General features: G+C 61.0%; 22 protein-coding genes. 7 read left to right on the top strand and 15 right to left on the bottom strand.

The window, feature by feature from the left end; genetic code table 11:
- The first annotated feature begins 2 nt into the window (after positions 1–2).
- Together K5554_RS02270 and K5554_RS02265 are read left to right on the top strand one after the other, a co-directional pair.
- Positions 3–857 carry a TatD family hydrolase gene (locus tag K5554_RS02270; RefSeq protein WP_221039547.1) on the top strand — a complete coding sequence of 285 codons (855 nt, stop codon included), beginning with the start codon at positions 3–5 and terminating at the stop codon, positions 855–857.
- Positions 838–1,356, top strand: coding sequence for a BON domain-containing protein (locus K5554_RS02265; RefSeq protein WP_221039546.1), 519 nt, complete (start codon positions 838–840; stop codon positions 1,354–1,356). Before K5554_RS02270 ends, K5554_RS02265 begins: the two co-directional genes overlap by 20 nt.
- Positions 1,357–1,487: 131 nt before the next feature.
- Here K5554_RS02265 and K5554_RS02260 read toward each other — a convergent pair whose 3' ends face one another.
- The 5 genes from K5554_RS02260 to K5554_RS02240 form a co-directional block, all read right to left on the bottom strand.
- Positions 1,488–1,964: a chemotaxis protein CheX gene (locus K5554_RS02260; RefSeq protein WP_221039545.1), complete on the bottom strand. Its 477-nt coding sequence runs from the start codon at positions 1,962–1,964 to the stop codon at positions 1,488–1,490.
- On the bottom strand, positions 1,945–3,324 hold the full coding sequence (locus K5554_RS02255; protein ID WP_221039544.1) for a hypothetical protein: 1,380 nt from the start codon (positions 3,322–3,324) through the stop codon (positions 1,945–1,947). Before K5554_RS02255 ends, K5554_RS02260 begins: the two co-directional genes overlap by 20 nt.
- A 118-nt stretch (positions 3,325–3,442) precedes the next feature.
- Positions 3,443–3,946, bottom strand: a complete 504-nt coding sequence (locus tag K5554_RS02250; RefSeq protein WP_221039543.1) for a hypothetical protein — start codon at positions 3,944–3,946, stop codon at positions 3,443–3,445.
- A 20-nt stretch (positions 3,947–3,966) separates the two neighbouring features.
- Positions 3,967–4,119, bottom strand: coding sequence for a hypothetical protein (locus tag K5554_RS02245; RefSeq protein ID WP_221039542.1), 153 nt, complete (start codon positions 4,117–4,119; stop codon positions 3,967–3,969).
- A gap of 327 nt (positions 4,120–4,446) precedes the next feature.
- The gene (locus K5554_RS02240; protein WP_221039541.1) at positions 4,447–4,689 is read right to left on the bottom strand and encodes a helix-turn-helix transcriptional regulator; all 243 of its coding nucleotides are present in this window, start codon (positions 4,687–4,689) and stop codon (positions 4,447–4,449) included.
- A 145-nt stretch (positions 4,690–4,834) separates the two neighbouring features.
- On the opposite strand from K5554_RS02240, the gene K5554_RS02235 reads away from it, so the two are divergent.
- Positions 4,835–5,200 (top strand): helix-turn-helix domain-containing protein, encoded by a 366-nt coding sequence (locus tag K5554_RS02235; protein WP_221039540.1) that lies wholly within the window; start codon positions 4,835–4,837, stop codon positions 5,198–5,200.
- Positions 5,201–6,272: 1,072 nt separating this feature from the next.
- Here K5554_RS02235 and K5554_RS02230 read toward each other — a convergent pair.
- From K5554_RS02230 to K5554_RS02205, 6 genes are all read right to left on the bottom strand, one after another.
- On the bottom strand, positions 6,273–7,772 hold the full coding sequence (locus K5554_RS02230; RefSeq protein WP_221039539.1) for a sodium:solute symporter: 1,500 nt from the start codon (positions 7,770–7,772) through the stop codon (positions 6,273–6,275).
- A complete protein-coding gene (locus tag K5554_RS02225) occupies positions 7,769–8,023 on the bottom strand; it encodes a hypothetical protein (RefSeq protein ID WP_221039538.1) in 255 nt (84 codons plus the stop codon). The genes K5554_RS02230 and K5554_RS02225 overlap by 4 nt, the downstream gene beginning before the upstream one ends.
- 36 nt (positions 8,024–8,059) lie before the next feature.
- On the bottom strand, positions 8,060–8,563 hold the full coding sequence (locus tag K5554_RS02220) for a 3-isopropylmalate dehydratase small subunit (protein ID WP_221039537.1): 504 nt from the start codon (positions 8,561–8,563) through the stop codon (positions 8,060–8,062).
- Positions 8,564–8,567: 4 nt separating this feature from the next.
- Complete coding sequence (gene leuC / locus K5554_RS02215) at positions 8,568–9,875, bottom strand: 3-isopropylmalate dehydratase large subunit (RefSeq protein ID WP_221039536.1); 1,308 nt, start codon at positions 9,873–9,875, stop codon at positions 8,568–8,570.
- 56 nt (positions 9,876–9,931) lie between these two features.
- Positions 9,932–10,798, bottom strand: a complete 867-nt coding sequence (locus K5554_RS02210) for an oxaloacetate decarboxylase (RefSeq protein ID WP_221039535.1) — start codon at positions 10,796–10,798, stop codon at positions 9,932–9,934.
- A 299-nt stretch (positions 10,799–11,097) separates the two neighbouring features.
- The gene (locus K5554_RS02205; RefSeq protein WP_221039534.1) at positions 11,098–13,134 is read right to left on the bottom strand and encodes a sigma 54-interacting transcriptional regulator; all 2,037 of its coding nucleotides are present in this window, start codon (positions 13,132–13,134) and stop codon (positions 11,098–11,100) included.
- A 529-nt stretch (positions 13,135–13,663) separates the two neighbouring features.
- Between K5554_RS02205 and K5554_RS02200 the strand changes: the two genes are divergently transcribed.
- From K5554_RS02200 to K5554_RS02190, 3 genes are all read left to right on the top strand, one after another.
- Positions 13,664–14,662 carry a 3D domain-containing protein gene (locus K5554_RS02200; RefSeq protein ID WP_221039533.1) on the top strand — a complete coding sequence of 333 codons (999 nt, stop codon included), beginning with the start codon at positions 13,664–13,666 and terminating at the stop codon, positions 14,660–14,662.
- Between the two features lie 70 nt (positions 14,663–14,732).
- Positions 14,733–15,626: a 16S rRNA (adenine(1518)-N(6)/adenine(1519)-N(6))-dimethyltransferase RsmA gene (gene rsmA, locus K5554_RS02195; protein ID WP_370636958.1), complete on the top strand. Its 894-nt coding sequence runs from the start codon at positions 14,733–14,735 to the stop codon at positions 15,624–15,626.
- 102 nt (positions 15,627–15,728) lie between these two features.
- The gene (locus K5554_RS02190; RefSeq protein ID WP_370636957.1) at positions 15,729–16,208 is read left to right on the top strand and encodes a ribonuclease H-like YkuK family protein; all 480 of its coding nucleotides are present in this window, start codon (positions 15,729–15,731) and stop codon (positions 16,206–16,208) included.
- A 240-nt stretch (positions 16,209–16,448) separates the two neighbouring features.
- Here the strand turns inward: K5554_RS02190 and K5554_RS02185 are convergent, their stop codons facing one another.
- The 4 genes from K5554_RS02185 to K5554_RS02170 all read right to left on the bottom strand — a co-directional run bounded on the left by K5554_RS02185 (position 16,449) and on the right by K5554_RS02170 (position 19,554).
- The gene (locus K5554_RS02185) at positions 16,449–17,816 is read right to left on the bottom strand and encodes a PFL family protein (protein WP_221039532.1); all 1,368 of its coding nucleotides are present in this window, start codon (positions 17,814–17,816) and stop codon (positions 16,449–16,451) included.
- Positions 17,817–17,827: 11 nt separating this feature from the next.
- A complete protein-coding gene (locus K5554_RS02180; protein WP_221039531.1) occupies positions 17,828–18,112 on the bottom strand; it encodes an ACT domain-containing protein in 285 nt (94 codons plus the stop codon).
- A gap of 89 nt (positions 18,113–18,201) precedes the next feature.
- The gene (gene lgt / locus K5554_RS02175; RefSeq protein ID WP_221039530.1) at positions 18,202–18,963 is read right to left on the bottom strand and encodes a prolipoprotein diacylglyceryl transferase; all 762 of its coding nucleotides are present in this window, start codon (positions 18,961–18,963) and stop codon (positions 18,202–18,204) included.
- Between the two features lie 102 nt (positions 18,964–19,065).
- Positions 19,066–19,554: an NUDIX hydrolase gene (locus tag K5554_RS02170; protein WP_221039529.1), complete on the bottom strand. Its 489-nt coding sequence runs from the start codon at positions 19,552–19,554 to the stop codon at positions 19,066–19,068.
- Positions 19,555–19,644: 90 nt separating this feature from the next.
- Here K5554_RS02170 and K5554_RS02165 point away from each other — a divergent pair, with 90 nt between their 5' ends.
- On the top strand, positions 19,645–24,528 hold the full coding sequence (locus K5554_RS02165; protein WP_221039528.1) for an HAD-IC family P-type ATPase: 4,884 nt from the start codon (positions 19,645–19,647) through the stop codon (positions 24,526–24,528).
- The last annotated feature ends 27 nt before the right edge of the window (positions 24,529–24,555 follow it).

The raw sequence follows: 24,555 nt of genomic DNA, 5'->3' as shown, positions 1-24,555 counted from the left end.
CCATGCTCATCGACAGTCACGCCCACCTGCAGGACCCGGAGCTTTTGCCCGACCTCGAGGCGGTGCTGGCGCGGGCGCAGGCGGCCGGCGTGGAAGGGATCATCTGCGCCGGCTACGACCTCACCTCCTCAAAGCTCGCGGTGGAGCTGGCCGGCCGGTACGCCAGCGTGTGGGCGGCCGTGGGTCTGCACCCGGAAAACCTGGCTTCCCTAGAGGCTGAGACCTTTGCCGAACTTGCCCGGCTGGCACAGCACCCGCGGGTGGTGGCCTGGGGCGAGATCGGGCTCGACTACGTCAACGGCGCTCCCGACCGCGACCGGCAAAAGGAGGCCTTCCGCCGGCAGCTGGTACAGGCCCGAGCCCTCAACCTGCCGGTGATCATCCACGACCGCGAGGCGCATGCTGATACGCTGGCGATCCTCAAGGAGGCAGGGCCGCGGCCGCGCGCCGGCGTCATGCACTGCTTTTCGGGCAGTGCTGCCTTCGCTCAGGAGTGCCTGGCGCTCGGCTACTACATCTCTTTTGCCGGACCGGTAACGTTTAAAAACGCCCGGCGCGTGCGGGAGGTGGCCGCCACGATTCCGGTCGAGCGCCTTCTCTGCGAGACGGATAGCCCCTACCTATCCCCGGAGCCTTATCGCGGTCAGCGCAACGAGCCGGCACGGGTGCTGGAGGTGGCGGGGCGGCTCGCGGCCCTCTTTGGAGAAACGCTCCCGACTTTCGCCCCGCACCTTACGGCCAACGCGCGCCGGCTGTTCGGCTTAGAAGCATTTCCTGGGGATTCCCTGCGCAGGCCGGGGCATACTATCCTTGAGGATTTGCGAGAGGGGGAAGAGCATGCCCGAGAGGTCCGATGACGACCGGCTCAGGGAAGAAGTACAGGCTGAACTCGAGCGCGACCCGCAGCTTTCGAGCTACGGCCTGAAGGCCGATGTGGTGAAGGGCGAGGCTCAGCTTTCCGGCGTGGTCGACGTGCTCGCCAAGAAAAAACGGGCTGAGCGCCTGGCGCGAAGCGTTTTGGGGATCCGGGGCGTCGCGAGCGCCATCGCGGTCAGCACCGACGGCGACATCACCGACGGCGACGTGGAAAGCGAGGTCGCGGAGGAGCTGGCGGCCGACCCGCGGGTAGATGCGCGCCGCATCCGTGCCCGGACGTCCGGCGGCACAGTTGTTCTGGCGGGCCGGGAAGAAGATCGGAAGGCCGTGGCGGCTGCCCGGGAGGCCGCCGCGCGCGCCCGCGGGGTTACACGGGTACTCGACCAGGTGCGCACCCGAGAGCCTAACCCGACGCTCGAAGAGATCTTCCATAGCCAGGTTCGGAACGACCGCGAAACCGAAGAGCCGGAGCACAGCTAGCCCCGGCTGAGCTACCCCCTTGACTTGCGCCAGCACGTCTTCAATCTCATCGTAAACCGCGAACGGCGGAAGGGCTTCCCGGGATGACCTTATCTGCTCCGGCCTCCTGGAGGGCGTGGCGGGAAAACAGCTTAGCGGGCAGCCTTCTCCACCATTGATGCACTCACCCGGACCACGCCAACAGGCGTATCCAAAATCACCGCTAACAGGGGACGGTGTACTACAGAGACGGCCCGGAGACGCCCTATGATGACGGACGGCGGTCCCAGCAGGGTACAAGTCAGACCTTCATTCTCTAACTTTTTCATGGCCTGCCCGCTGACGATGTTAAACAATTCTTTTAGCGAATCTTCGACCTCGCAGCAATAGTCCTGGAAGCACTTATTCCTGTAAAAGGCCCCGGCCAGGGCACAGGCCGTACCTTCCTCCATGCCGTAGATAACAGCTCCTTCTGCCCCGCCCGTGATGTCTATAAGCACGTTTACCGCATGCCAGGTCACTGGGACATACTGGAGGCAAACGTTTTTCTTTTGGCAGGCCATGGCCAGCTTCTCTTGGAAAACCATCACCATTTCTTCAATAAAAGGATTAATTATCCCCGCTCTCATCTTCTGCTCCTCCTGCACTGCCAAGCCTGCCTAGAAACTCCTCTACCTCCGAGCGCGTAGCTTTATAATCATTGAGCAATGCTCTGAACTTTTCCCTAAGACGGTTTTCGATCTCGGTCAACTGCTTTTGGCTCTCACGGCTTAACCTCTCTATGCTCGCCGCAGCTTTGGCCCGGACGTTTTCGATTTCCGTCTCGGCGTTGATGAGGCTTTCTGCCACCGCCTTTTCCCAGCGTTCGTTACTCGCCTGGCTGGAGAGGTCTTCCAGATTGTGCCTTAGCAGGGCGTTTTCCTGCCTTAGTTGTTCGATGACTTCCATCAAGAGGTTGAGCGTCTTGGTAAAATCCGCCCGCCCTGACCGGGAAAAGGAGCGCTGCGCCGGGAGCGGGAGGGCCGCACTGATGCCCAGGGCCTGGCGAACCGCGGCCGCTTCTTCTCCCTCTGCAGTCAACGCGGTGGGAGCCGGGTGCTTCTCAAGTCTTGAGTTGGCCTGCTTCCTTCTCCTGGGCACGATAAGCCAGGCCAGGAGAGAAACAAGAAGAAGACCGCCCAGGAGCTGCGGCCAGGGAAGCAAAAGGAATGGAGCCCGATAAAGCATAGTACTTCCCTCCTGTTCGATTTTCAGCACAGCCTCGTGCAACCCCCAGATATTCTCAAGCTGCAAGTAGCCCTTGACCTCGCGGACAGTCTGTGGGTAAGAAATAACCTCATCCACCTGTGTGCGATTGACAATCTGGCCTCCGCGCAACACCTCTATCTGGGGGCGCAGGTTGATGTGGACGTTGCCACTGTTAAGGAACCTGAAGGCGAAGGGAACCTGCCTGTAGCCGATTGGAGGGACGTGAAAGTCAAGTATTTCTCCCTTGATAATCACGTTGCCGGGAACGGTAATCAGAACCACTGACCCTACTCGAACGCCTAGGGGCGAGGTGGGCGCATTGTTTCCTGTCGCCCTGCCTTCGGCAAAGATGACCGCCCAGTAGCTGCCAGGTTCGGCACCTGGCGGCACGCGCACATGATAGGGGAGCCTGATACTTGCGCCTGGGGAGAGGTGACCAGAGACTCGCCCGACTTCAAACCACCTGCTGGCCGACCACCTTTTTTCCCGGCCCTCGGCGAAAACGATCTTGCCGTCGTCTGTGAAGTAATAGTCACGAACGTAGAAGCTTACTTCCAAAGGTTCACTGCCTTCGTTGACCACAATTATTTCTCCGCTGCTGCCTTCGCCGCCAGCCAGAGACAACTCAACCTTAGCCGGCGTGAGTCCCAACCTTACTTCCGCATAGGCCGTCGGACTGAAAAGCAACCAGGAGAACAAACTTAGAAAAAATAACACGGCTTTCTGTTTCAGGTTATTCAACGGCATCCCTCCGTCCCCGGCCGCGAAGTTAGCCGTGCGCTACTCCTCACCACCGGGCCGGATAAAAAAAGAGAAGAGGTAAGCTATAGAAACTACAACTGCTTCGCCCTCGCACGGTCTAGTAGGCAACAGCGGTGTAGACGATTTCCGTGGAATAGGCTCCTACAGGATCGCTTGGATCAATTACAAACCGGTAATCAAAAAGATAGTCTTTCCCGCCTCCTACAGCCTTGGGCTCAGCAACGGCGATGGCTGTGTCCGCCAGGCTAAAGGCCGTCCAAGCCCCTGTTCCTGCCGGCGCCCAGCTCAAGCGGCTGATAGGCAGGGTCGAGGCCGGGCTCACACTGGTATCCGTCAGGTCCTGGGTCGCCTGGACGCTTAAGTTGTAGTCCACATTAGACTTGACGTTGACCACCACCGGGCTGCTGCTGGTAACTGTAGAACCAGGTATTCCTTCGAGCAATATGCTGGTGGGGTCGACGCTCACGGAGATGTTAGGGTTAACTTTGGCCTGTACGGTGATGCTTCCCGGAACTGCCCCCGCTGCGCCGTTTTGTAAGAAGAACAGGATTATGCTTGTGGTAAAAATTATCGAGGCGCCCGTTAACAACCACTTCTTCATGCTGCTTCCTTCCCTCATGATCAACTCATGTGCATAGCACGCAGCTCATTGGAAAAACAATCACCGGCTTCTCCTTCCAGCTTGGACCGGTCGGCGGGTGCCGGAATTCCTTCCTTGATCAGAGCTACTAGCAGTTCTTCGATTTCTTCTCGGGTTAATGGGCCATCGACCATCCTTTGTTCCTCCTCCTTCCGAAAATACGCCCCCAAGCCCGTTAGGTGCGGCAAAGCTGGCGTCGTATTTGATTCCGGTGGCGCCGGCTTTATTGTCGGCCGCCGTGGCGCCTACGTTTATATGAGAGCCGCCACCCTGGAACGGCCGGCAAGAGCCACGCGAATAGGGCGAGAGCGTAATAAAAACCACCCTTCGCGCACCCTTATAACGTATACTTGTGCCATTATCACTCACGGTTGTTCGCGGCTTTTCCGTACGAAGACTTTTTTATTGTATTTACGCGCCCCTCCTCCGCCTACCGCCTTCTCAAGTGTCGTGTTCGCCGGTCAACTACTGTACCCCCGTCTTTCTCCTACCTTTTGCAGCCCGGCCGGTGGGGGCTTATCGGCGAAGAGTTCCTCGACAGATCTGTTGAGAACCTGGGCGATGTGCAGAGCGGTGACTACCGAAGGATTCTTATGCCCTCTCTCGATGTTTGTATAGGAAGCGCGCGTAAGACCAGCCCGCCGTGCCACTTCAGATTGGGTCAAACCTAGCGCGAGGCGGGCCTTGCACAGCCTGATGCGCATTGGCTGCCTCCTTTGTGGACTTAGCATAGTTGCCTGGCGTGTCGCCTGGACACATTATATGTGTTCTGATGGAAACTTGTCAATGGGGTTGAGAAAAAGTAAGGTTTCTATCGGAAACCTTAAAACCCCATTGGAGGTGGTTGTCATGATCCAGTTCGGAGATACTTTAAAGAAGCTGCGCCAAAGGATGGGCCTCCGGCAGGACGATGTGGCCAGGATGGTCGGTGTAGAACGTTCCACTGTAGCCAACTGGGAACGCGGGGCGAAGCAGCCCAGCCTTGAGACGCTGGTGAAGCTGGGCCAGCTCTTCGGTATTTCTCTGGACGAACTGCTGGGTGTCACCAAAGTCGCCACCGCATTACCCCTGGCCTGCTACTGCTCCCTGGTTTCTGACCCGCTGGTAAAACTCCTGGCCGAGCGAACCGGCGTCCGAGCGAAGAGCATCGCTGCCTTTATCGCTGCGCTCCAGATTTCGGACAACGATTGTACTGGCGGCGGGAAAGAAGTTTGAGACAGAAATTACCACACCGGATAGAGCTACTTCAGGCTCCGGCGCGCGGCCGGCACAGGCGGCAAGCGGTATCCCAGCTCTTTCTCTAATTCCCGGCTCTCTTTTTGCAGTGCTCGCCGGCTTCGCGGCGAGTCTCTTTCAGCACGTTCTACCTACGGTGGCTTGACGCCGGTAGAGTAAACTCTTAGTAGTCATCCATGCCGCCAAGTAGCGGCACCACGAAGGATGAAAATGGATAGAGGGCGAACTTGTATCGCACTACCCGGATGAAGAAGGTCGTTTTCCCTTGGTGCCGATAAGCCCGATTAGTAGTCTGACCTCGGCGATCGCAGGGGCACGACAAAATGTAGCTTCCAAGGGGAGAGCGCGCGAAGGAAAATCGCATAAGGGCGATCGCCGCGCCGGGAAAAACGGAGGGTTAAGGCGATGCAAGTGACCTATGAACGTTGCAGCGGGTTGGATGTTCACAAGAAGAGCGTGAATGCGTGTGTTATCACCCGGAAGGAAAAGCAATGCGGACGTATGGGACAATTTGCGGCACGGAGGAGGAGAAGAGGAGATCTCTAGCGAGATATACAAAGAGAGATCTCACGCAGGGTTGGTCTGGAAAACCACCCAAATCCCGCCAAGGAGCGTGAGATCTCTCATATTAAGTATTCGCCACGCTATTGATGCAGTCCTTCTTCTGATCAAAGGAATTCTAACCCTTCTACGCGAGAGCCACGATATGTCAGAACTAGAGCGGGGAGTGCAGGCTTTCACCCAGCAGGTGGCGGCCGACCTCCGGGGAGCCATCTTGGAAGCCATGCACCGAGAACTTATGGCCCAACGAGAAGACTCCCTTCGCCCGGTCGGAACTCGCTCCCGAACGATACTGACACCGAGACCGGTAGGACAGTGTTTCTCCTTGATGAGGTGCTCGGGCTGCCCGCTTACGCCCGAATATCCGGGAACCTCGCCCAGATGTGCCGGCTGATCGGCCTTGATGTTCCCTAGCCAGGTTCGGAACCGCGAAACCGAAGAGCCGGAGCACAGCTAGCCCCGGCTCTTTCTCAAGTGCCTGGCACACATCTTAATCTTGTACGACCCACGAATATACTTCTTCGGCTTGTTCCTGTTCCTCTTTCTTGTCAGGGAACAGTAGGCTGAAAACCACTGCAATCGCGATGTTAAGACCAAGACCCAGCACACCGCCGTGCCATCCCCACAGAGTCTTCATGCCCGAGAAAGTCATGCCGCCGGCCAAGATAGCTCCGGAAAGCATCCCGAGAAGCACCCCTGTCTTGCTGAGACCTCTCCAATACAACCCCAGAAGGAAGGCGGGTGCTACCTGGATGAGGACTTCGAACTTCAGGGTGAATATCTCGACCAGAGTAGCAGGCGGTTTCCACGCGATCCAGAGGAGGCAAAAGACCAGGATTATGCCTGCGATCTTGCCCCAGATGACCTTCTCCGCCTCATCGGCGTTGGGCTTTATGACCTTGCCGTAAATGTCGTTGGATAAAAGAGAAGACAACGACAGCAGCACCGAGTCGGTGGTGGACATGATAGCCGCGATGACGCCGGAGAAGAGCAACATCATGAACCAGTAATTGAACGCGGATTTTCCTGCGATCACGTTGGCCATCATCCCTACCAGCTGTTCCGACTGCATTTTGTCGAGTCCCGGAAAGGCCTGGGTACCGATGATCCCGATGAGGAACACGACACCGGTGGTGAAGAAAGGCATCCAGGCCATCCGGAGGAGGGACTTCTTGAGAGTCTTCTCGCTCTCGGCAGCGTAAATCCTCTGAATGGCGTGGGGATAAACCGCTGCCCCTATCCCGACCAGGATATACATACTAATCCAGTTGACCGAGGTCTGAAGCGGAGGGACTGCCACTTTCTTAGGTGCCGTCGCAATCAGATTCTGTGTCGCTGAACTGAGGGACCCAAAATTCGCCCACGCCAGCAACACAAAACCTATGACACCGATAAGTATAACGACTCCATTGATAAAGTCGGCTAGGGCGACCGCTTTCATCCCGCCCATCCATTCGTAAATAAGCATTATGGTCACCAGGAATATAACCCCGTAGATGTATGGGATGACGCCGGCCGTGAGGCCAGAGATCGCCTGGCCCATGGCGACGAGCTGTTCCAGAAGGTAGTTCAAGAGCCCGTATGCCATGAGAAGCGTAGCAACCAGAGTCACGGCTTTGGAGTTAAACCTCTTGTCAAACCAGTCAGAGGGAGTGACGAATCCGTATTTTTTTGAGACAACATGAAGCCTAGGAGCAAACAACAGGTAGCCGGCGATCACCAGTACCATGTAGGGTACCGACTGCCACCAGGCGAAACCGAGCCGATATGCGGTGGCTGGGTATCCTATAACCGTGTTACCGCTGTACTGAGTCGCAAACAGAGTGAAGAACAGGAGCAGCGGTCCTAAACCCTTGTTTGCTAAGTAGAAACTGCTGAGATTCTTCCGGCTCACCCCACGGGTAGCCAGGTACAATGTGCTTCCCAGTATGAAGAGGGCGTAAGCTACAATGGTTATTACTCCATGCCAGCCTATAAATGGCAGCTTCACTTCCGTTCACCCCCCTTGCCCTTTCCGGAACTGTTATCCAGGAGAGTTTCCATGTCCCAGCAACGATTGATGACGTACCCGAGGAAGAGAGACAGTATTGCCGTCATTAGGAAGGAAATAAAAGCCCAGTAGGGGAAGCCCATTATTACAGGCTCGATTGTGCCCTGGGGAAGGTACCACGGAACCCCGAGCAAAATGATAACGACGAGGACCGGCCAGATCCATTTAATCCTTACCGGTTCGCGAACCACCGCTTGTCCCTCCCTTTATAACCTAACCGACCTGTGCTACTTTTCCGAGGACTGTAACCTCATCTGTACGTAAGGCACCAACCCGCCGGCCTGAATGATACCAGCGACCAAGGGTGGGTACGGAGCAGCCTTAAACTCCTCCCCCGTAGTCAGGTTTTTGATCACACCGAGTTTCGGTTGAATTAAGAGTTCATCCTGGGGTTTGGTCTTGCGGTAGGCTTCCTCGGATTCCAGAACCAAAAGGCCGATGTTTACGGCGTTCCTGAAGAATATCCTTGCGAAAGAAGACGCAATTACCGCTCCCACTCCGCAAGATTTCAGGGCTAAAGGGGCATGCTCCCTGGAACTCCCACAACCGAAATTTTGGCCAGCCACCAGTATGTCTCCGGACTTTACCTTTGAGGCGAAATCCCGGTCGGCGCCTTCCATGCAGTGCTTACCCAGCTCTTTCGGGTCCTGAACCGTCAAATACTGGCCGGGAATTATAAGGTCAGTGTCGATGTTGTCCCCGAATTTCCATGCGCGGCCACGCACTTCCATGACGTTACACCTCCTCGGGATGGGCGATCCGACCCGCTATGGCTGAGGCCGCTGCAACGTAGGGACCTGACAGGTAGACCTGGCTCTTTTCGTGGCCCATCCGCCCCACGAAGTTTCTGTTGGTGGTGGACACGCAGCGCTCACCTTCGTCCAAAGCCCCCATATGGCCGCCAAAACACGGCCCGCAGGTAGGAACAGAAACGATGGCTCCGGAGTCTACAAACACGTCGATGAGTCCTTCCTCGAGAGCTTGTTTGTAGACCGCTTGACTCCCGGGTATGACAAGGGTCCTCACCCACTTACTGACTTTTTTCCCCTTTAGAATCTCTGCAGCAGCCCTGAGGTCAGAAATCCTACCGTTTGTACAAGACCCTATAACGACCTGATGGATCTTCACATCCTTGATTTCAGATACCGGCCGTACATTTGATGGAAGGTGGGGTGCGGCAACCTGGGGTTCAAGTGCCGCAACGTCAAAGGTTATGATCGACTTGTAATTGCAGTCCCCGTCGCTACGGAGCCGGGCAATGGCCTCGTTCAACGGACCATCAGCTTCACTGACGGGTTTCTCTACCATCCCTCGGCGCGCTCTGATCTCTTTCAACCATTCCAGAGTCTTTTCATCGGGTTCGACTATCCCCGCCTTGGCTCCGGCTTCAATGGCCATGTTACACATGGTGAAGCGTCCATCCATCCCCAGAGAGGCGATGGCTTCACCGCCGAACTCCATGGCGCAGTAAAGGGCTCCGCTAACCCCTATCTTCCCGATAGCGAGCAGGATCAGGTCTTTTCCGCCTATCCACCTGTTTGGCCTGCCTTTAAATTCGAATCTTATGGTCTCCGGCACTTTGAGCCAAATCTGTCCGAGCGCCATGGCCCCTGCAAGGTCCGTGCTTCCCACACCCGTGGCAAATGCACCCAGGGCGCCGTAAGTCACCGTGTGAGAATCGGCGCCTATCACCAAGTCACCGGGCTTAATCAGGCCTAATTCAGGTAGCACTACGTGCTCGATGCCAAAGCCTGCATCGTAGAAGTGAACGAGACCTTGGCTCTGGGCGAATTCCCGCATTTTGCTGCTGGATTTCGCCGCTTTCACATCTTTGTTCGGCGTGAAGTGGTCAAGGACTATAACTACCTTCTCCCGGTTGAACACCCTGGCCGCTCCCATGCTCTTGAAAACATCGACGGCTATGGGCCCCGAAATGTCGTTTGTCATAAGGAGATCGGGACGGACTTCAACTATCTCTCCGGGACATACCTTATCTCTTCCTGCATGGGCCGCAAGAATTTTCTCGGTTATCGTCATACCCATTTGGGACCTCACCCCCCGGAATTTCGTTACCCGGCCGAGAAATGGCCGGCCACAGTTTATTTGACCTGGTATTGCCGCTCGAGGGCCTGGAAATCCTTAAGCCCGACCAGGTCATTGAACTCGTGAAAAGCAAGCATTCTGTCAACAAGGCCGGCCGTAGTACCTGTGTCTTTGAGTTCCTTCACGGCCTCGCACATCGCCTGTGTTGCCATGTAAAGAGTCGCCAGAGGGTAAATAACCAGGCTGTAGCCGAGTTCCTGAAGCTCATCCACCGACAACAGAGGTGTCTTCCCGTGTTCGATCATGTTGGCCATAACCGGGACGTCAATGGTGTCGGCGACTTTCTTTAGTTCATCGACGCTTTGGGGGGCCTCCACAAATATTACGTCAGCTCCGGCTGCGACCGCCATCTTTGCTCTCGAAAGAGCCTCGTCCAGACCGTACACCGCTCTAGCGTCGGTCCTGGCGATAATCACGAAGTCACCATCGGTCCTGGCGTCGACTGCGGCCTCGATCTTCTTGGCCCAGTCCTTGGCGTCAATCACCTGCTTTCCTTCCATGTGCCCGCAGCGCTTAGGCATTACCTGGTCTTCGAGGTGGATGGCCGCGACACCAGCCCTTTCGTATTCCTGAATAGTGCGCCTGACGTTAATTGCATTACCGTAACCCGTATCGCCGTCGGCTATGAGGGGAACGTTCACCGCCTGGGCCATCCTCGCTGCGTGATTGGCCATCTCGGTCAAAGTCAAGAGCCCGTAGTCGGGAGCGCCTAAGAGGTCTGCAGAGGCGCCGTACCCGGTCATGTAAACCGCCGGGAAACCAGCCTGTTCGATTATCCTTGCCGAAAGCGCGTTGAAAGCTCCGGGTGCCACAACGATTTTCCCGCTAGAAAGAAATTTTCTGAGCTGCGTCGTCTTTTTCATTGCAATAATTACCTCCTTGCCAGTCATCTGCCGTCTTCTGGAAGATGAACGTAGCCAGCTACGGCAGAGCTTTCGAAATAATACATACTGAAGCCTCAGCAGTACCGAACATGTTCGCGACTTTCATAAAGAGCAAGAACCGTGCCAACGTCTGACGACGCATATTGCATGAAAAGCACTGGTATCGTGTTGCAACACGTACACAGTGCGTTTCAATCATGGAACATATGATGTTTCGGCTACGTTACAGTTCACACCCAACACTCAAAGACATGGGGAACGCCGGCACCGCGACTATTTCACCGGCTAGGACTGATGCGCTCTAAATCTTTCAGATGTCTCCACAGCGTGGTGCGGCTTATGCCGAGCAGGCGGGCGGCTTGAGCTTTGTTGCCCCCCGCCTTGTTCACAGCTTCCACTAGTTTTTCGAGTTTGAATTTCTCCAGTTCCCGGGCCAGAAGTTTGTCTGCAACAGGACCGGTTCGGGAAAAACTCGGGAAAAAACTTAAAAGGGTAGAGCCTGTGTCTTTGTGTTTCTCTGCCGTACCGATACTAACAGCAGGCTGCAAGGAGTAGCAGTTGTCGGCACTCCGTTCCGCCCACGACGTAACAAGGAGATCCCCCACGCAGGTTTCAAGTTCTACAGGGGAAGGGGCTTGTCCGTCAAGGACAACTAAGAGCCGATCGATAATATTTTCCAGTTCCCTCACATTTCCAGGCCAGTCATACTTGCACAGAACCTTACAAATAGCGCGAAGCCGCGTTTCCTCGAGAAGCCGCGGGTTTGCCTCCGGACGCTTTGACAAAAACGATCCTACAAGAGCAGGAATGTCCTCAATCCTCTTTCTCAACGGAGGAATATTCAGCGTGAGCACGCTGAGTCTGTAATAGAGGTCGTCCCGGAAGCGGCCCTCCCGTACCATCTGCCATAGGTTCTTGTTGGTCGAGGAAATCACCCTGACGTCCACAGGGATGACACGAGTTCCACCCACCCGGAGTATCTCTTTTTCTTGAAGGACCCTGAGAAGCCGGGCCTGCAGCCCCGGAGAGATATCTCCGATTTCATCCAGGAAAATGGTGCCACGGTGGGCAAGCTCAAAGAGCCCCTCTTTGCCGCCTCTCCTAGCACCGGTAAAAGACCCTTCTTCATACCCAAACAGCTCGCTCTCGAGGAGGTTCTCAGACAAGGCGGCGCAATTCACAGCAACAAAGGGGCCGAACCTGCGGGGGCTTTCGTTGTGGATGCTCTGGGCAAACAACTCCTTCCCCACACCACTCTCACCTGTTATGAGTACGGACAGATCCGAGTAGGCAAACCGGACGGCCCGATGTATGACAGAATGTAGCTTTGAACTTTTGTGAACTATGTCCTTAAAGGTGGCTTTTGCTTCGAATCCCTTCTTGTACTGGGACCGCCGGATTGCTTCGGTAGCCGTCTGGATGGACCCTACGTCCTGGAAGGTAGCTACGACACCCACAATCTCCTGGCCGTTGGTGATGGGCACTCTGTTAGTCACTATTTTCACGTCGCCAACATCCTGCACTTGATTCAGCTCAGCTTGACCTGACTTGAGAACTTCGTCAATCCTGGAATTCTCTATTACCTCAGTGGCTTTCTTGCCCACTACCTTTTTGGCCGAGATACCCATGATACGTTCGGCGGCCGGATTGAACAGGATAATTCTGCCTTCGGCGTCCGTGACCATAATCCCGCCGTAGGCAAAGTTGATTATGGTCCGCAGCCTTTCGGTCCTTTCACTTTCCCTTCTTCTGGACTGAGCGACTTCAAATGCGTGCCTGATGGCAAAGCGCAGGCTTTCATTCGAGTACACAAGGACGCTCTCGAGTCCGTGATAGCGGGCTGTTTCACAGACCAGACTGGCTCCTACCACTGCTCTACAGTTCTTTTCTTTGAGAGATCTTATCTTGTCCCACAAATCTTGGTAGGTATCGTATATCACGGGTATAACCTCGGGCTTCAACACATCAAGAACCTCGGAAAGACCTTCTATAGGTTCGCGAAAGCTTACCACCGCTACCGTACCCCCGTATGAAGAAGCCGTCTTGATGGCCGACATGAGATCGAATGCACTGACGTTGATGCTGACCACGGGGGTCTGCAGGTGCGGTTTGATAAAGCTGGCATTGGCACTGCCGCTTACGAAGACGTCGACGGCCTCCTCTTGCTCGAGCCTGGTTGCTATTTCCAGGGCCTTTTCGAAAAGAACATCGTAAACTTGCATGGATATTTTGCCTACCAGGTCGGGAGGCAGAGTCATGTTCTTGAACAGATCCGCCAGTGTCTTGTATCCCATGACAGCTACCTTGATACGCATGGACATCGCCTCCGAAAAGGTTTTGCATTTTTAGAGCCTCACATAGGAGCGACTCTCGGGGCCGCACACTATCGAGCCGCTGGAAGGCGTGCGGTGGCCACAGACATCTCGGGGAATGGGTCCGCGCGGGGTCTCTCTTCCGCGTAGTTGGCCTGTTCCGCTACGCCGATAAGATCCTCGATCTTTTTCTTTAGTTCGTCTGCCTTTCTTTTCATTCCTTCATAGTTCGCGGCTTTATGCTTGGATGCGTTTGCCTTGACCTTAATGTCGTCCAGAACTATAGGCCGAGCTTACGGGTTTTGCTTTTTGACAGGGCTTGAACCTCAAGAAAGAATCCCTTGCGGCCCTTAAGGCGGCACTGCTTGGAGGCAGCAATGATTCGGAAGTCCGGCATGCTGCCGTCGGCCAACCTGCGAAAGGGTTGACACCCAGCCCCTGTTTAATTGACTTTTAGGAAGAAATTCGGTACAATAGGTGACATACAATAGAGATTAGAAAAGATGTCGGTTAAAGGAAGGGGGTTCCAGGTATGCCGGAGATGCCCGCCCTGCGGCCAGGGAAAGTAAGAAGCTGGGCTGCGGCAGGCCTGGCGGTGGCCGCGCTCCTTTCCCTCTTTGTGGTTGGGTACGCGGATGCGCACAAAGAGGTCACCCTGGTTGTCGACGGGGAATCCCGGGTAGTGGATACCCTAAAGGACAGCGTAGCCGGACTTTTGGAACAAGAAAAGGTAAAGCTGGGCGAGGGAGATTTGACCCTGCCCGCGCTGGAGACGGAGCTCAAGCGTGGGATGACCATCACCGTGCGCCGGGCGGTGCCCATCACGGTGTGTGCGGGCGGAAGCAGCCGGGCAGCGCGCACTGCCCAGGAGACGGTGGGCGAAGCCCTGGCGGCCCTGGGCATTGCCCTCGGCCCCTTGGATAAGGTGACGCCCGGACGGCAAGCGCCCGTCCAGGCCGGCCAAACCATTACCGTCGTTAAGGTGGAGGAGAAGCTCCAGCCTCGTTATGTGGCCGTACCGTACAGCGTGCAGCGCCGGGAAGACGACAACCTGCCACGCGGGCAAACGCGGGTTCTCCAGGCGGGCCAGAGCGGCCTCCTGGAGCGGCAGGTGCGCGCCATCTTTGAAGATGGTCAGCTCAAGTGGGAAGAAGTGGTAGCCGAACGCCTGCTGCGCCCACCGGTAACGGAAGTGGTGGCCGTCGGCACCCTGGGCACCATCAGCCGGGGCGGCCGTGACTATCGCTACATACGGGCGCTCGACCTGGTGGCGACCGCATACTGCCCTAGCGATCGCGGCGGTAACTTTACCGCCCTGGGCCTGCCGGCCCGGCGGGGGATAGTGGCGGTGGACCCGCGCGTCATCCCGCTCGGCACCCAGCTTTATGTGGAGGGCTATGGTCCGGCCCTGGCCGGCGATACGGGCAGCGCCATCAAGGGCCAGCGTATCGATCTTTTTATGGACTCCCACCGCGAGGCCGTAAATTTCGGCCGCCGGCGGGTGAAGGTGTACGTACTGAAGCAAGAGTAAAGAGGGCAGCAACTGCCCTCTTTTTCACGCTTAACGGGGGCCGGCTTGATTTCGGCGCTCGGCAAAGGTTATACTAAAAAGAGGTTGGGAGCAGGGGGTAAGAGCCATCGTTTCTAGCACACGCGCCCTTCTTAAGCGGCACCGCTTCCGGGCCAAGCGGCACCTGGGGCAGAATTTCCTCCTCGACGCCGGGATTCTCGCCCGGCTGGCCGAGTCCGCGGAACTTAGCGCCGCGGACACCGTGCTCGAGATCGGCCCGGGTACCGGCAACCTTACGCTGGAGCTTGCCCGGCGGGCCGGCACGGTGATAGCGGTGGAGCGGGACCGCGAGCTGGCGCCCCTGCTGGCCGAAACCCTGGCGGCCTGCGAGAACGTCCACCTGGTGTGGGGCGACTTTCTCGCCGCGGACCTGGATGCCCTCTGGGCGCTGGCTCCCCCGGCCGCCGGCGGGGCGCGTAAGGTGGCCGCCAATTTGCCTTACTATATAACCAGCCCTATTCTGGTGAAGCTTCTGACCAGCCGGACGCCACCGGCCCTGGCGGTGCTCCTGGTCCAGGAAGAGGTGGCGGACCGCTTGCTGGCCGCTCCTGGGACCCGGGCGTATGGCAGCCTGAGCGTGTTGGTGCAGTTCTACAGCGCGCCGGAACTGGTGCTTAGAGTGCCGCCGGGCGCTTTCTTTCCTCCGCCGGAGGTTTCCTCGGCGGCGGTTCGGCTGCGCCTGCGCCCGGCGCCGCCGGTGGAAGCCGGCGATCCTGCCTTTTTCTTTCGGGTGGTGCGGGCGGCATTCGGGCAGCGGCGCAAGACAGTGCTCAACGCCCTGGCGGCGGGGCTGGCGCCCGCCATCGGCAAAGAAGGGCTCAGCGCGGCCCTGGCGACAGCCGGCATCGACCCGGCGCGCCGCGGGGAAACCCTGAGCCTGGGGGAGTTCGCGGCCCTCACCCGCGCCCTTTTGGCGAGAGGCTAGCAAAGGCGCCGCGCGGCCGGCCGCGCCGCCGGGGAAGGGCCGGGGAGCCGACGCTTTACGCTCCTGAATTAGGATGTCTAGGGGAAGAAGGTGCGCGCTGTGGTGCGCAAAGAGTTCATGAGCCCCACCAGGGGGCCCATGTCCTTGCGACAGGTTTTCGCCGACATCTTAGAATATGTTTCCGCCGAGCCGGATATGAACTACCGCCTCATCATCGGCAGCGACTCGCAGCCGCGGGAGGATCATGTCTGCTTTGTGAGCGCCATCATCGTCCACCGCGAGGGTAAAGGGGCGCGCTACTACTACAGCAAGCGCTACCAGAACAAGTTTTTCTCCCTGCGCCAGCGCATCTTCTATGAGGCTTCCCTCAGCCTGGACGTGGCCAGCCGGCTCACCGCGCTCCTTGCCGACAGCGGCCACGGAGACCTCAACATCGAGATCCACCTGGACGTAGGCAAGGTGGGGGAGACGCGGGAGCTGATCCGCGAGATCGTGGGTATGGTGACCGGGAGCGGCTTCGAGGCCCGCATCAAGCCCGACTCATACGGCGCCTCCAAGGTGGCGGACAAATACACCAAATAGACAAGGCCCGGCCGGGCCTTTTTTGTTGGTCCCAGTTGACTCGGGCATCCAGCCCTCAACCGCCGCCTTGCACGTCCTGTGCTTGGCCCCGCCTCTGAGTTTTGGCCTCGCTGTAGATCCTTACCCGCTCGCTTTAAAGCCGTTCCGCTCGGAATTTCCCCGCTACGGTCGTCCCTCCGGGGAAGCTCCCTGTGGGAAATGCTTCCAGGGATGTTCTTCCTACGCCCGCACCGGTAGGCCCTAGTTCCCCAGCGCCATAAGCGGTGCCGGGATGCGGCCGCCGCGGGTGACGAAGGCGGCCGGGCTGAAGGTGTTCACGGGCATGACGGGGGCACGGCCCAGGAGGCCGCCGAACTCCACCGTGTCGCCCGGCTTCTTGCCTGGCGCCGGGATCACCCGCACCGCCGTGGTCTTTTTGTTGATCATCCCGATGGCCGCTTCGTCGGCAATAAGAGCGGCGATGACCTCGGCGGGGGTATCGCCCGGCACGGCAAACATATCGAGCCCCACCGAGCAGACGGCGGTCATGGCCTCGAGCTTGGCCAGGGTAAGGGCACCCTCCTTTACCGCCCGGATCATGCCGCTGTCCTCACTAACCGGGATAAAGGCGCCGCTTAAGCCGCCTACGTAGGATGAGGCCATGGCCCCGCCCTTTTTGACGGCGTCGTTTAAGAGGGCCAGAGCGGCGGTGGTGCCGCAGGCGCCGCAGCGTTCCAGCCCCAGGGCTTCCAGGATCTCGGCCACGCTGTCGCCCTGGGCGGTGGTGGGGGCGAGGGAGAGATCGACGATACCGAAAGGCACCCCCAGGCGCTGGGAGACCTCGCGGCCGACCAGCTCGCCCATGCGCGTCACCTTGAAGGCCGTGTTCTTGATGACGGCGGCGATGGTCCCCAGATCGGCCTCGGGGTGCTGGCGCACCGCCGCCAAGACCACACCGGGGCCGCTTACGCCAACGTTGAGGGCGAACTCGGCTTCGCCCACGCCGTGAAAGGCGCCGGCCATAAAGGGGTTGTCCTCCGGGGCGTTGCAGAACACCACCAGCTTGGCGCAGCCTAGGCCGCCGCGGTCGGCGGTGAGCTGGGCTGTTTCCTTGATGATCTGCCCCAGCTCGCGCACCGCGTCCATGTTAAGGCCGGCTTTGGTGGTGGCGACGTTCACCGAGGCGCAGACCCGTTCGGTGCTGGCCAAGGCGCGCGGCAGGGAACCAAAAAGCGCCCGGTCGCCGGTGGTGAAGCCCTTGTGTACCAGGGCCGAGAAGCCACCGATGAAGTTTACCCCGACCTCCGCCGCCGCTTTATCCAGCGCCGCGGCCAAGGGCGCATAGTCGGTCGCCCCGGAAGGCTCACCCACCAGGGCGATGGGGGTCACGGCGATGCGCTTGTTGACGATGGGGATGCCAAAGCGCGCCTCCACCTCTTCGGCCACCGGCACCAGGCGCGCGGCGGCGCGGGTGACTTTATCGTAGATGCGCCGGCAGGTTTCCTTAAGGTCGCCCGTCGCGCAGTCGCGCAGGCTGATGCCCAGGGTAACCGTGCGGATATCCAGGTTTTCGGCCTGCACCATGCGAATGGTTTCCAGGATCTCGCTGGGAGAAAAAAGCGTTGGCATGGCAGGCCCTCCTAAATGCGGTGCATGTAGCGGAAAACGTCGGCGTGCTGGAGCTCTACTTTTACCCCCAGCTTCTCGCCTGCCGCAGCGAGACGGGCCTGGAGCTCGCTGAAACCGACGCGGCTGGCCTTCAGGTCCACCACCATGATCATGGCGAAAAACTCCTGCAGCACCGTCTGGCTGATGTCAAGGATGTTAACGTTGTTCTCTGCCAGCACGCCTGCCACCCCGGCGATAATGCCCACCCGGTCCTCGCCGATGACGGTGACAATGGCGCGTCCGTCCTTTTCCTCCACTGTTTTACCTCCTAGCGCCAAGTCTAGAGCAGGGTATAACCTGAAACTTTCGCCGCCTAAGCAGGAAATCCTGCCGGCCGGGGGGAAGTTTACTGCCCTGACTGTTCCCGGGCTGCACGGTGGCGCCGCCAGAGGAGGTAGCCGGCGCCGGCGGCGAGGAGCAGGCTCATCACCTGGGCGGCACGCAGCGGCCCCAGCATGAGGCTGTCGGTGCGCAGGCCCTCAACCCAAAAGCGCCCCAGGGAGTAAAGGACGAGGTAGGCCAAAAACACGTCGCCGCGCCTTACGCCTTGCCGGTGCCTTCCCCAGAGCAGCAGGGCAAAGACCCCCAGGTCCCACAGCGACTCGTAGAGGAAGGTGGGGTGACGCCACTCGCCGGCGATGTACATGGCCCAGGGGAGGCGGGTAGGATAACCGTACGCCTCCTGGTTGAAGAAGTTGCCCCAGCGGCCGATGGCCTGGCCCAGGATCAGGCTCGGGGCTGCAATGTCGGCAATTTGCCAGAAATCCAGGCGGTGCCGGCGGGTGTACCAGAGCCCCACCAGCACAGCGGCGATCAGCCCACCGTGGATGGCCAGGCCTCCCTTCCACAGCTGCGGGATCTCAGCCAAGTGCGCCCGGTAGTAGCTCCACTCGAAGATGACGTAGTAGATGCGGGCGCCGATCCAGCCGATTGGTGCCGCCAAGATGATGAGATTAAGCAGGGCATCTTCATCCAGGCCCTGGCGGCGGGCCTCTTTAAGGGCGAGCCACGTCCCTACCAGGAGGGCCACGGCCATGAGGATGCCGTACCAGCGCACGGTGAGGGGACCCAGGCTGAAGGCGATGGGATTGGGAGTCACGAAAAACACCTGGCCTTTCATGCTGAACTGGGGTTTCGCCCCTATTATACCGGGGGCGGCGGGCGCCCCGCCCCGAAAGCTGCCAGGCAACAAACCTGGTTATTTGTGCCCTTAAAACTCCTTGAGTTCCGCCCGTTGGGTCCAGTAAAAAACTTCAGCCGGCCGGGGGACGGCGCCGCCCAGAAGGCCCAGGTGCTCCAGAAGAGGCAGCAGGCCATCGGTGAGCGCGAGAGCACCCACCTCGGTCAAGGGTACCCAGCGGGCGGCGCGGGCGTCGGATGCAGGGCGGAGTTCCCCGCTCAGGACCTTCGCCCAAAAGTCCACCAGTACATAGTGGTAAACGATGCGGCCGCTGGTGTCGGTGGTGAGCGAGTCCAGGACGGCCACCGGGGACCCCACCGCGATGGTAAGGCCGCACTCCTCGGCAAGCTCGCGCTTTACGGCGGCCGGCAGCGTTTCGCCCACCTCCACCGTCCCGCCCGGGAAACTCCAGAGGCCCCGGGCGGGTTCTTTACCCCGGCGCACCAAAAGAACGTTTCCTTCCCGGACGATGAGGGCACCCACTCCGACCAGGGGCTGCACGGGATAGCGGCGTTGCATGTTCCGACCTTCTTTCGCCCAAACTAAAAGGAGATTCGACGTCGAACCGTTCAGTCCTCCCAGGTGCTCGAAACCGGAAAGGAGTCAACCTTGAACGTTCAAGTCGTCCATCGCCTGCCGGGACGCCTCCGAATCGATGTTCCGGGGCTGCGCCGGAACGCGCCCCTGGCGGCGCGCCTTCAGGAAAACCTGACCGGCCGGCCGGAAATCAAGGCCTACGAGGTAAGCACCCGTACCGGCCGCCTTTTAATTTATACCCGACCGGGGGCCGGGGAGAAAGAGGTTCTGACCCTTCTGGCGCGCCTGGCGGGCGGAGAGCGATGCTCGGCCGCCCAGCCGCGGTACGTAAGCGCCGCGCCGCCTTTAGCTTTACCGGCGCAAGCTGCCCTTACTCTCGCCGGTGGGGGAGCTCTGCTCGGCCTTGCCCTGGCGCGCCTGGCGCGCGGTCCGGGCCGCGGCGGGCGCTCTGGAACCCTGTACGCCCTGCATGCGGTAGCTACAGCACTGGCGGGTTACCCTATCTTCGCCGGCGCCGTCCGCAGCTTAGGCCGCCTTTCCGGCGACGTGCTCCTCAGCCTGGCGCTCCTTGGAACGCTGACGGCCCGGGAGAGCTTGCTCGGCCTTGCGGTGGCCACCCTGGTCAACCTGAACGGCCTCCTCCTGGCCTGGGGCGAAGAGAAGGGACGGCGGGCGGCGGCCCGGCCGTCACCGCCGGCCCGGCTTCTCACCGTGCGCCGGGCCGGCAAAGAGATTGTCGTCTCACCTGCGGCCGTCGTGCCCGGCGACCGCCTGGAGTTCGGCACCGGCAGCCTGGTGTCGGTACCGGGCCGTGTGGAGGAAGGGAAGGGGTTGGTGGCCGAGAGCCTCCTTACCGGTGCGGCCTTACCGCGGCGCGTGGGCCGCGGCGATGAGCTCCCTGCCGGCGTCCTGCTCCTGGCGGGGAAGGTGCAGCTTACTGCCTTGGGTCCCGCTCCCGTGCGCCCGGCCCCCGCCCCGCGTCGCGCCTTGACGGAGGAGCGTGCCGAGCGTTATGCCCGCCGGGTACCGCCCCTGGCCCTGGCTCTAGCGGCCCTTACCTACCTGGGTACCCGTAACCCGCTTGCCGGCCTGTCTCTCCTTATCCTGGGCTGCCCCTGTGTCGTTTACCTGGCCGAGCCGGCGGCCCGGCGCGCCGGGCTGCGGGCTGCCGAACGGCAGGGCCTGGTCGTGCGCGAAAGCGGGGCGCTCCTCCAGGTTGGCACGGTGGACGTGGTGCTCTTCGACAAGACCGGGACCCTCACCGCGGGCGAGCTCAGCCTGCGCGAGGTTCTGCCCCGGGAACCAGTCCGGTCCCCCGAACGGGTCCGGGAGCTCCTTGCGGGAGCCGCCGGCACGGTGCCCGGCGAGGCCCTGCCCCTGGCCCAGGGCTGCTGGGGAGAGGTGGCAGGCAAAAGCCTGTGGGTCGGCAGCGCCGACTTTTTGCGCCGCCACGGTTTCCGGCTGCCGCTTCTCCCGGCCGCCCGGCGCTTGGAACACCAGGGGCGCCTGGTGCTCTACGTGGTCCACGGGCGCCGGGTGGTGGGAACGCTGGGGACGGAAGAGGTCCTGGCAGAGGGGGCGCGGGAAGCGGTGAGCGGGGTCCGCCGGGCCGGTGTAGCGCGGGTGGCGCTGGTTACGGGCGATGCGCCGGCCGCGGCACGCCCCGTGGCGGAGGCGCTCGGCATCGCGGAGGTTTACGCCGGACTGAGCCCCGCAGGCAAGGCCGGCCTGGTGCGGCGCCTGCAGGCAGAAGGCCTGCGCGTAGCGTTTGTAGGGGACAGCCCGGCCGATGAGCCGGCGCTGGAAGCAGCAGATGTCGGCATTGCCCTGGCTCGCCCGGGATACCCGCTGCCGGCCGCCGGTTCGCTCGTTGCGCCGGCCGCCCAACTGGGTGGGGTCCCCGGGCTCATCGCCGCCGGGGCGCGCCTTAAAGAAACGGTGGAGCAGAATTACACCTTGGCCGTCGGCCTCAGCCTGGCCGCCCTGGCGGCCGCCTTGACGGGTTTCCTGGACCCCCTTTCCGCTGCGGTGGTGCACAACCTGGTCACCCTGAGCGTTCTTGCCAACACCGCCCGCCGCCACCGGCGGCCGTGGGACGGTTTTCAACGCCGGCACCCACCGGGCAACGCTGAGGTGCCCGGCCCTCGCTCTGGAGGCGATCTCCTGAGTACTGTCCCCTGGTGGGAGCTCGATGAACCTGCCCTGGTGCGCCACCTGGGCACGGACCTGGTACACGGCCTCAGCACCAGGGAAGCCCTGCGCCGCCTGCAGGCGGTGGGGGCGAACCGCCTGCAGGAACTGCCGCCACCCAACATCCTGGCGGTGGCGCTGCGTCAGCTTTCGGACTTCATGCTGCTCGTCCTTCTAGGGGCGGCGGTGGTCTCCCTCTGGTTGGGGCGGCGCGGCGAGACCTTTACCATCGGTGCCATCATCCTCCTCGACGTGGTGCTCGGTTCGTGGCAGGAGTACCGGGCCGAACGGGCCGTGCAGGCGCTCAGGGAGCTTACTGCTCCCCAGGCGCGGGTGCTGCGCGGCGGTGAGGAGCGGGAGATCCCGGCCGACGGCCTGGTACCGGGCGACGTCATTCTCCTAGGTGCCGGGGATCGGGTCCCGGCCGATGCCCGGCTGCTTACGGCGGCGGGACTGGAGGTGGAGGAGGCGGCGCTCACGGGGGAGAGCGTCCCGGTGAGCAAGGAGGCGCCGGGCGCTGCGGGCGCGGCGGCTGTCGCGGACCCGCGGCGCTCGATGGTTTTTCTCGGGACCAGCGTTACCCGCGGGCGCGCCCGGGCGGTAGTGACCGCCACGGGTATGGGAACGCAGCTCGGTGAAGTGACCAGTCTCATCCAGACGGTCGAGGCCGACGTAGTGCCTCTGGAGAAACGTCTGGAACGCCTGAGCCGTCAGCTGGTGGCCGCCTGCCTGGGCCTGTGCGCCGCTGTTGTGACCGTGGGTCTGCTGCGCGGCCAGCCGGTCCGGCAAATGGTGCTCTCTGGCCTCAGCCTGGCGGTGGGGGCCATCCCGGAAGGGCTCCCCACGTTCGTCACCATCTCCCTGGCCCTGGGTGTGCGCCGCATGATCGCCAAGCACGCCATCGTCCGCCGGCTGCCGGCGGTGGAGACCCTGGGCTGCGCTACGGTAATCTGCTCCGACAAAACCGGGACCCTTACCTGTAACGCCATGACCGTACGCTGCATCTACACCAACGGGCGTTGGGTGAAGCTGGGCGGGGAGGGCTACCGTCCGGCAGGCACGCTCAGCTGGGCGGGGGGCGAACCGGCCGAGCACGACGAAGCGGCGCTCCTTCTCACCCTGGCGGCCGGCGTGTTGGCCAGCGACGCCCGGCTGGTGCCGCCGGAGCGCCCCGGCGGGGAGTGGCGGATGGAAGGCGATCCCACGGAAGGCGCTCTGGCGGTGGCGGCGGCCAAGGCCGGGCTTGACCCGGACGAGGTGAGGCGCTGGGCGGTGCGGCTGGCGGAGCGCCCCTTCGAGAGCGAACGCCGTAGCATGACGACGGTGGTGAAGGAAGAAGCGGGCCACACCTTTGCCTGCGTCAAGGGGGCACCGGAGGTGCTGCTTAGGCGGGCGCGTTACTGCATCTGGCAGGGCAAGCTCACGCCGCTCGGCGAAGAGCGGCGGGCGCATCTGGCGGCTGCGGGCGGGGAAATGACGGCCCGCGCGCTCAGGGTACTGGCGGTGGGCCTCAAACCTCTCCCTGACCAGGTCTTGCCGGCGGAACCACTCCCGGAAGATTTTGAGGAGGGGCTCATCCTCCTTGGACTCGTCGGCATGGTGGACCCGCTGCGCCCGGAGGTCAAGGCGGCGGTGGCGCGCTGCCGCCAGGCCGGAGTGAAGACGGTGCTCATCACCGGCGACCACCCGGACACCGCCCGCGCGGTGGCGGGCGAGCTGGGACTGTGGGAAAAGGACTCCCTGGCGCTGACCGGCCCGGAGCTGGAAGAGCTCTCCGATGCCGAGCTCGCCCAGCTGCTGGCGCGCGTGGTCATCTTTGCCCGTGCCCTGCCGCAGCATAAGGTTCGGATCGTGCGCGCCTTTAAGTCCCAGGGTTACGTGGTGGCCATGACGGGTGACGGCGTTAACGACGCCCCGGCGGTAAAAGAGGCCGACATCGGTATTACCATGGGCCGCACCGGTACCGAGGTGACCAAGCAAGCCTCCTGCCTCATCCTCACGGACGACAACTTCGCCACTATCGTCCGCGCCATCGAAGAGGGGCGGGGCATCTATGAGAACATTCGCCGCTTTATCCGCTACGTACTCACGGGAAGCCTGGCCCAGGTGACCCTCATGTTCACCACCTCCCTCCTGGGCCTGCCGCTTCCGTTGCTGCCGACGCAAATCCTCTGGGTGAACATGGTAACCGAGGGCCTGCCCGCCCTGGCGCTGGGGGCGGACGCACCCGACGGTGCGGTGATGCGGCGCCGCCCGCGCTCGCCGGAGGATGGAATACTAGACGGTGGCCTGGCGGAGCAAATCGTCACCCGGGGGTTCCTCACCGGCCTGGCGACGGCGGGGGTATTTGCCGGCAGCCTGAGCCTCTTCGGCAACCTGCGCCGCGCCCGCACCACGGCCTTCGCCTCTCTGGCGGCCAGCCAGCTGCTGCACGTCTTTGAGTGCCGGCTGGAGGGCCGCCCGCCGGGCGCAGTCCTGGGCCGAAGTTATCTGGTGCCGGCGGTCGGGGCCTCAGCGGGGCTGCTCGCGGCCGCCATAGGCATCCCGCCCCTGCAGCGCGTGTTTTACACTCAGCCGCTCGCGGCCCCGGACATGGCGCTGGCGCTTCTTCCCGGCGGCAGCCATTTGCTGCTGACCGCCGGCAGAGGTCTTGTCCCCCGGGCACCGAAAGGCGCCCCGGCGCAGGGCAGCTTGGCCGGCCAAAGACCAGTATCCGGCGGGACCGACCCAAGGCCTCAGGGCTTCCCTCCCGCCGGCCCCAGGTAAAAAAGAAACGCCTCCCGGCAACGGGAG

The sequence above is a fragment of the Gelria sp. Kuro-4 genome (assembly GCF_019668485.1).
Lineage (GTDB): Bacteria > Bacillota > DTU030 > DUMP01 > DUMP01 > DUMP01.
The sequence above is the reverse complement of the archived record's forward strand: the minus strand, read 5'-3'. Positions and strand labels throughout refer to the sequence as shown.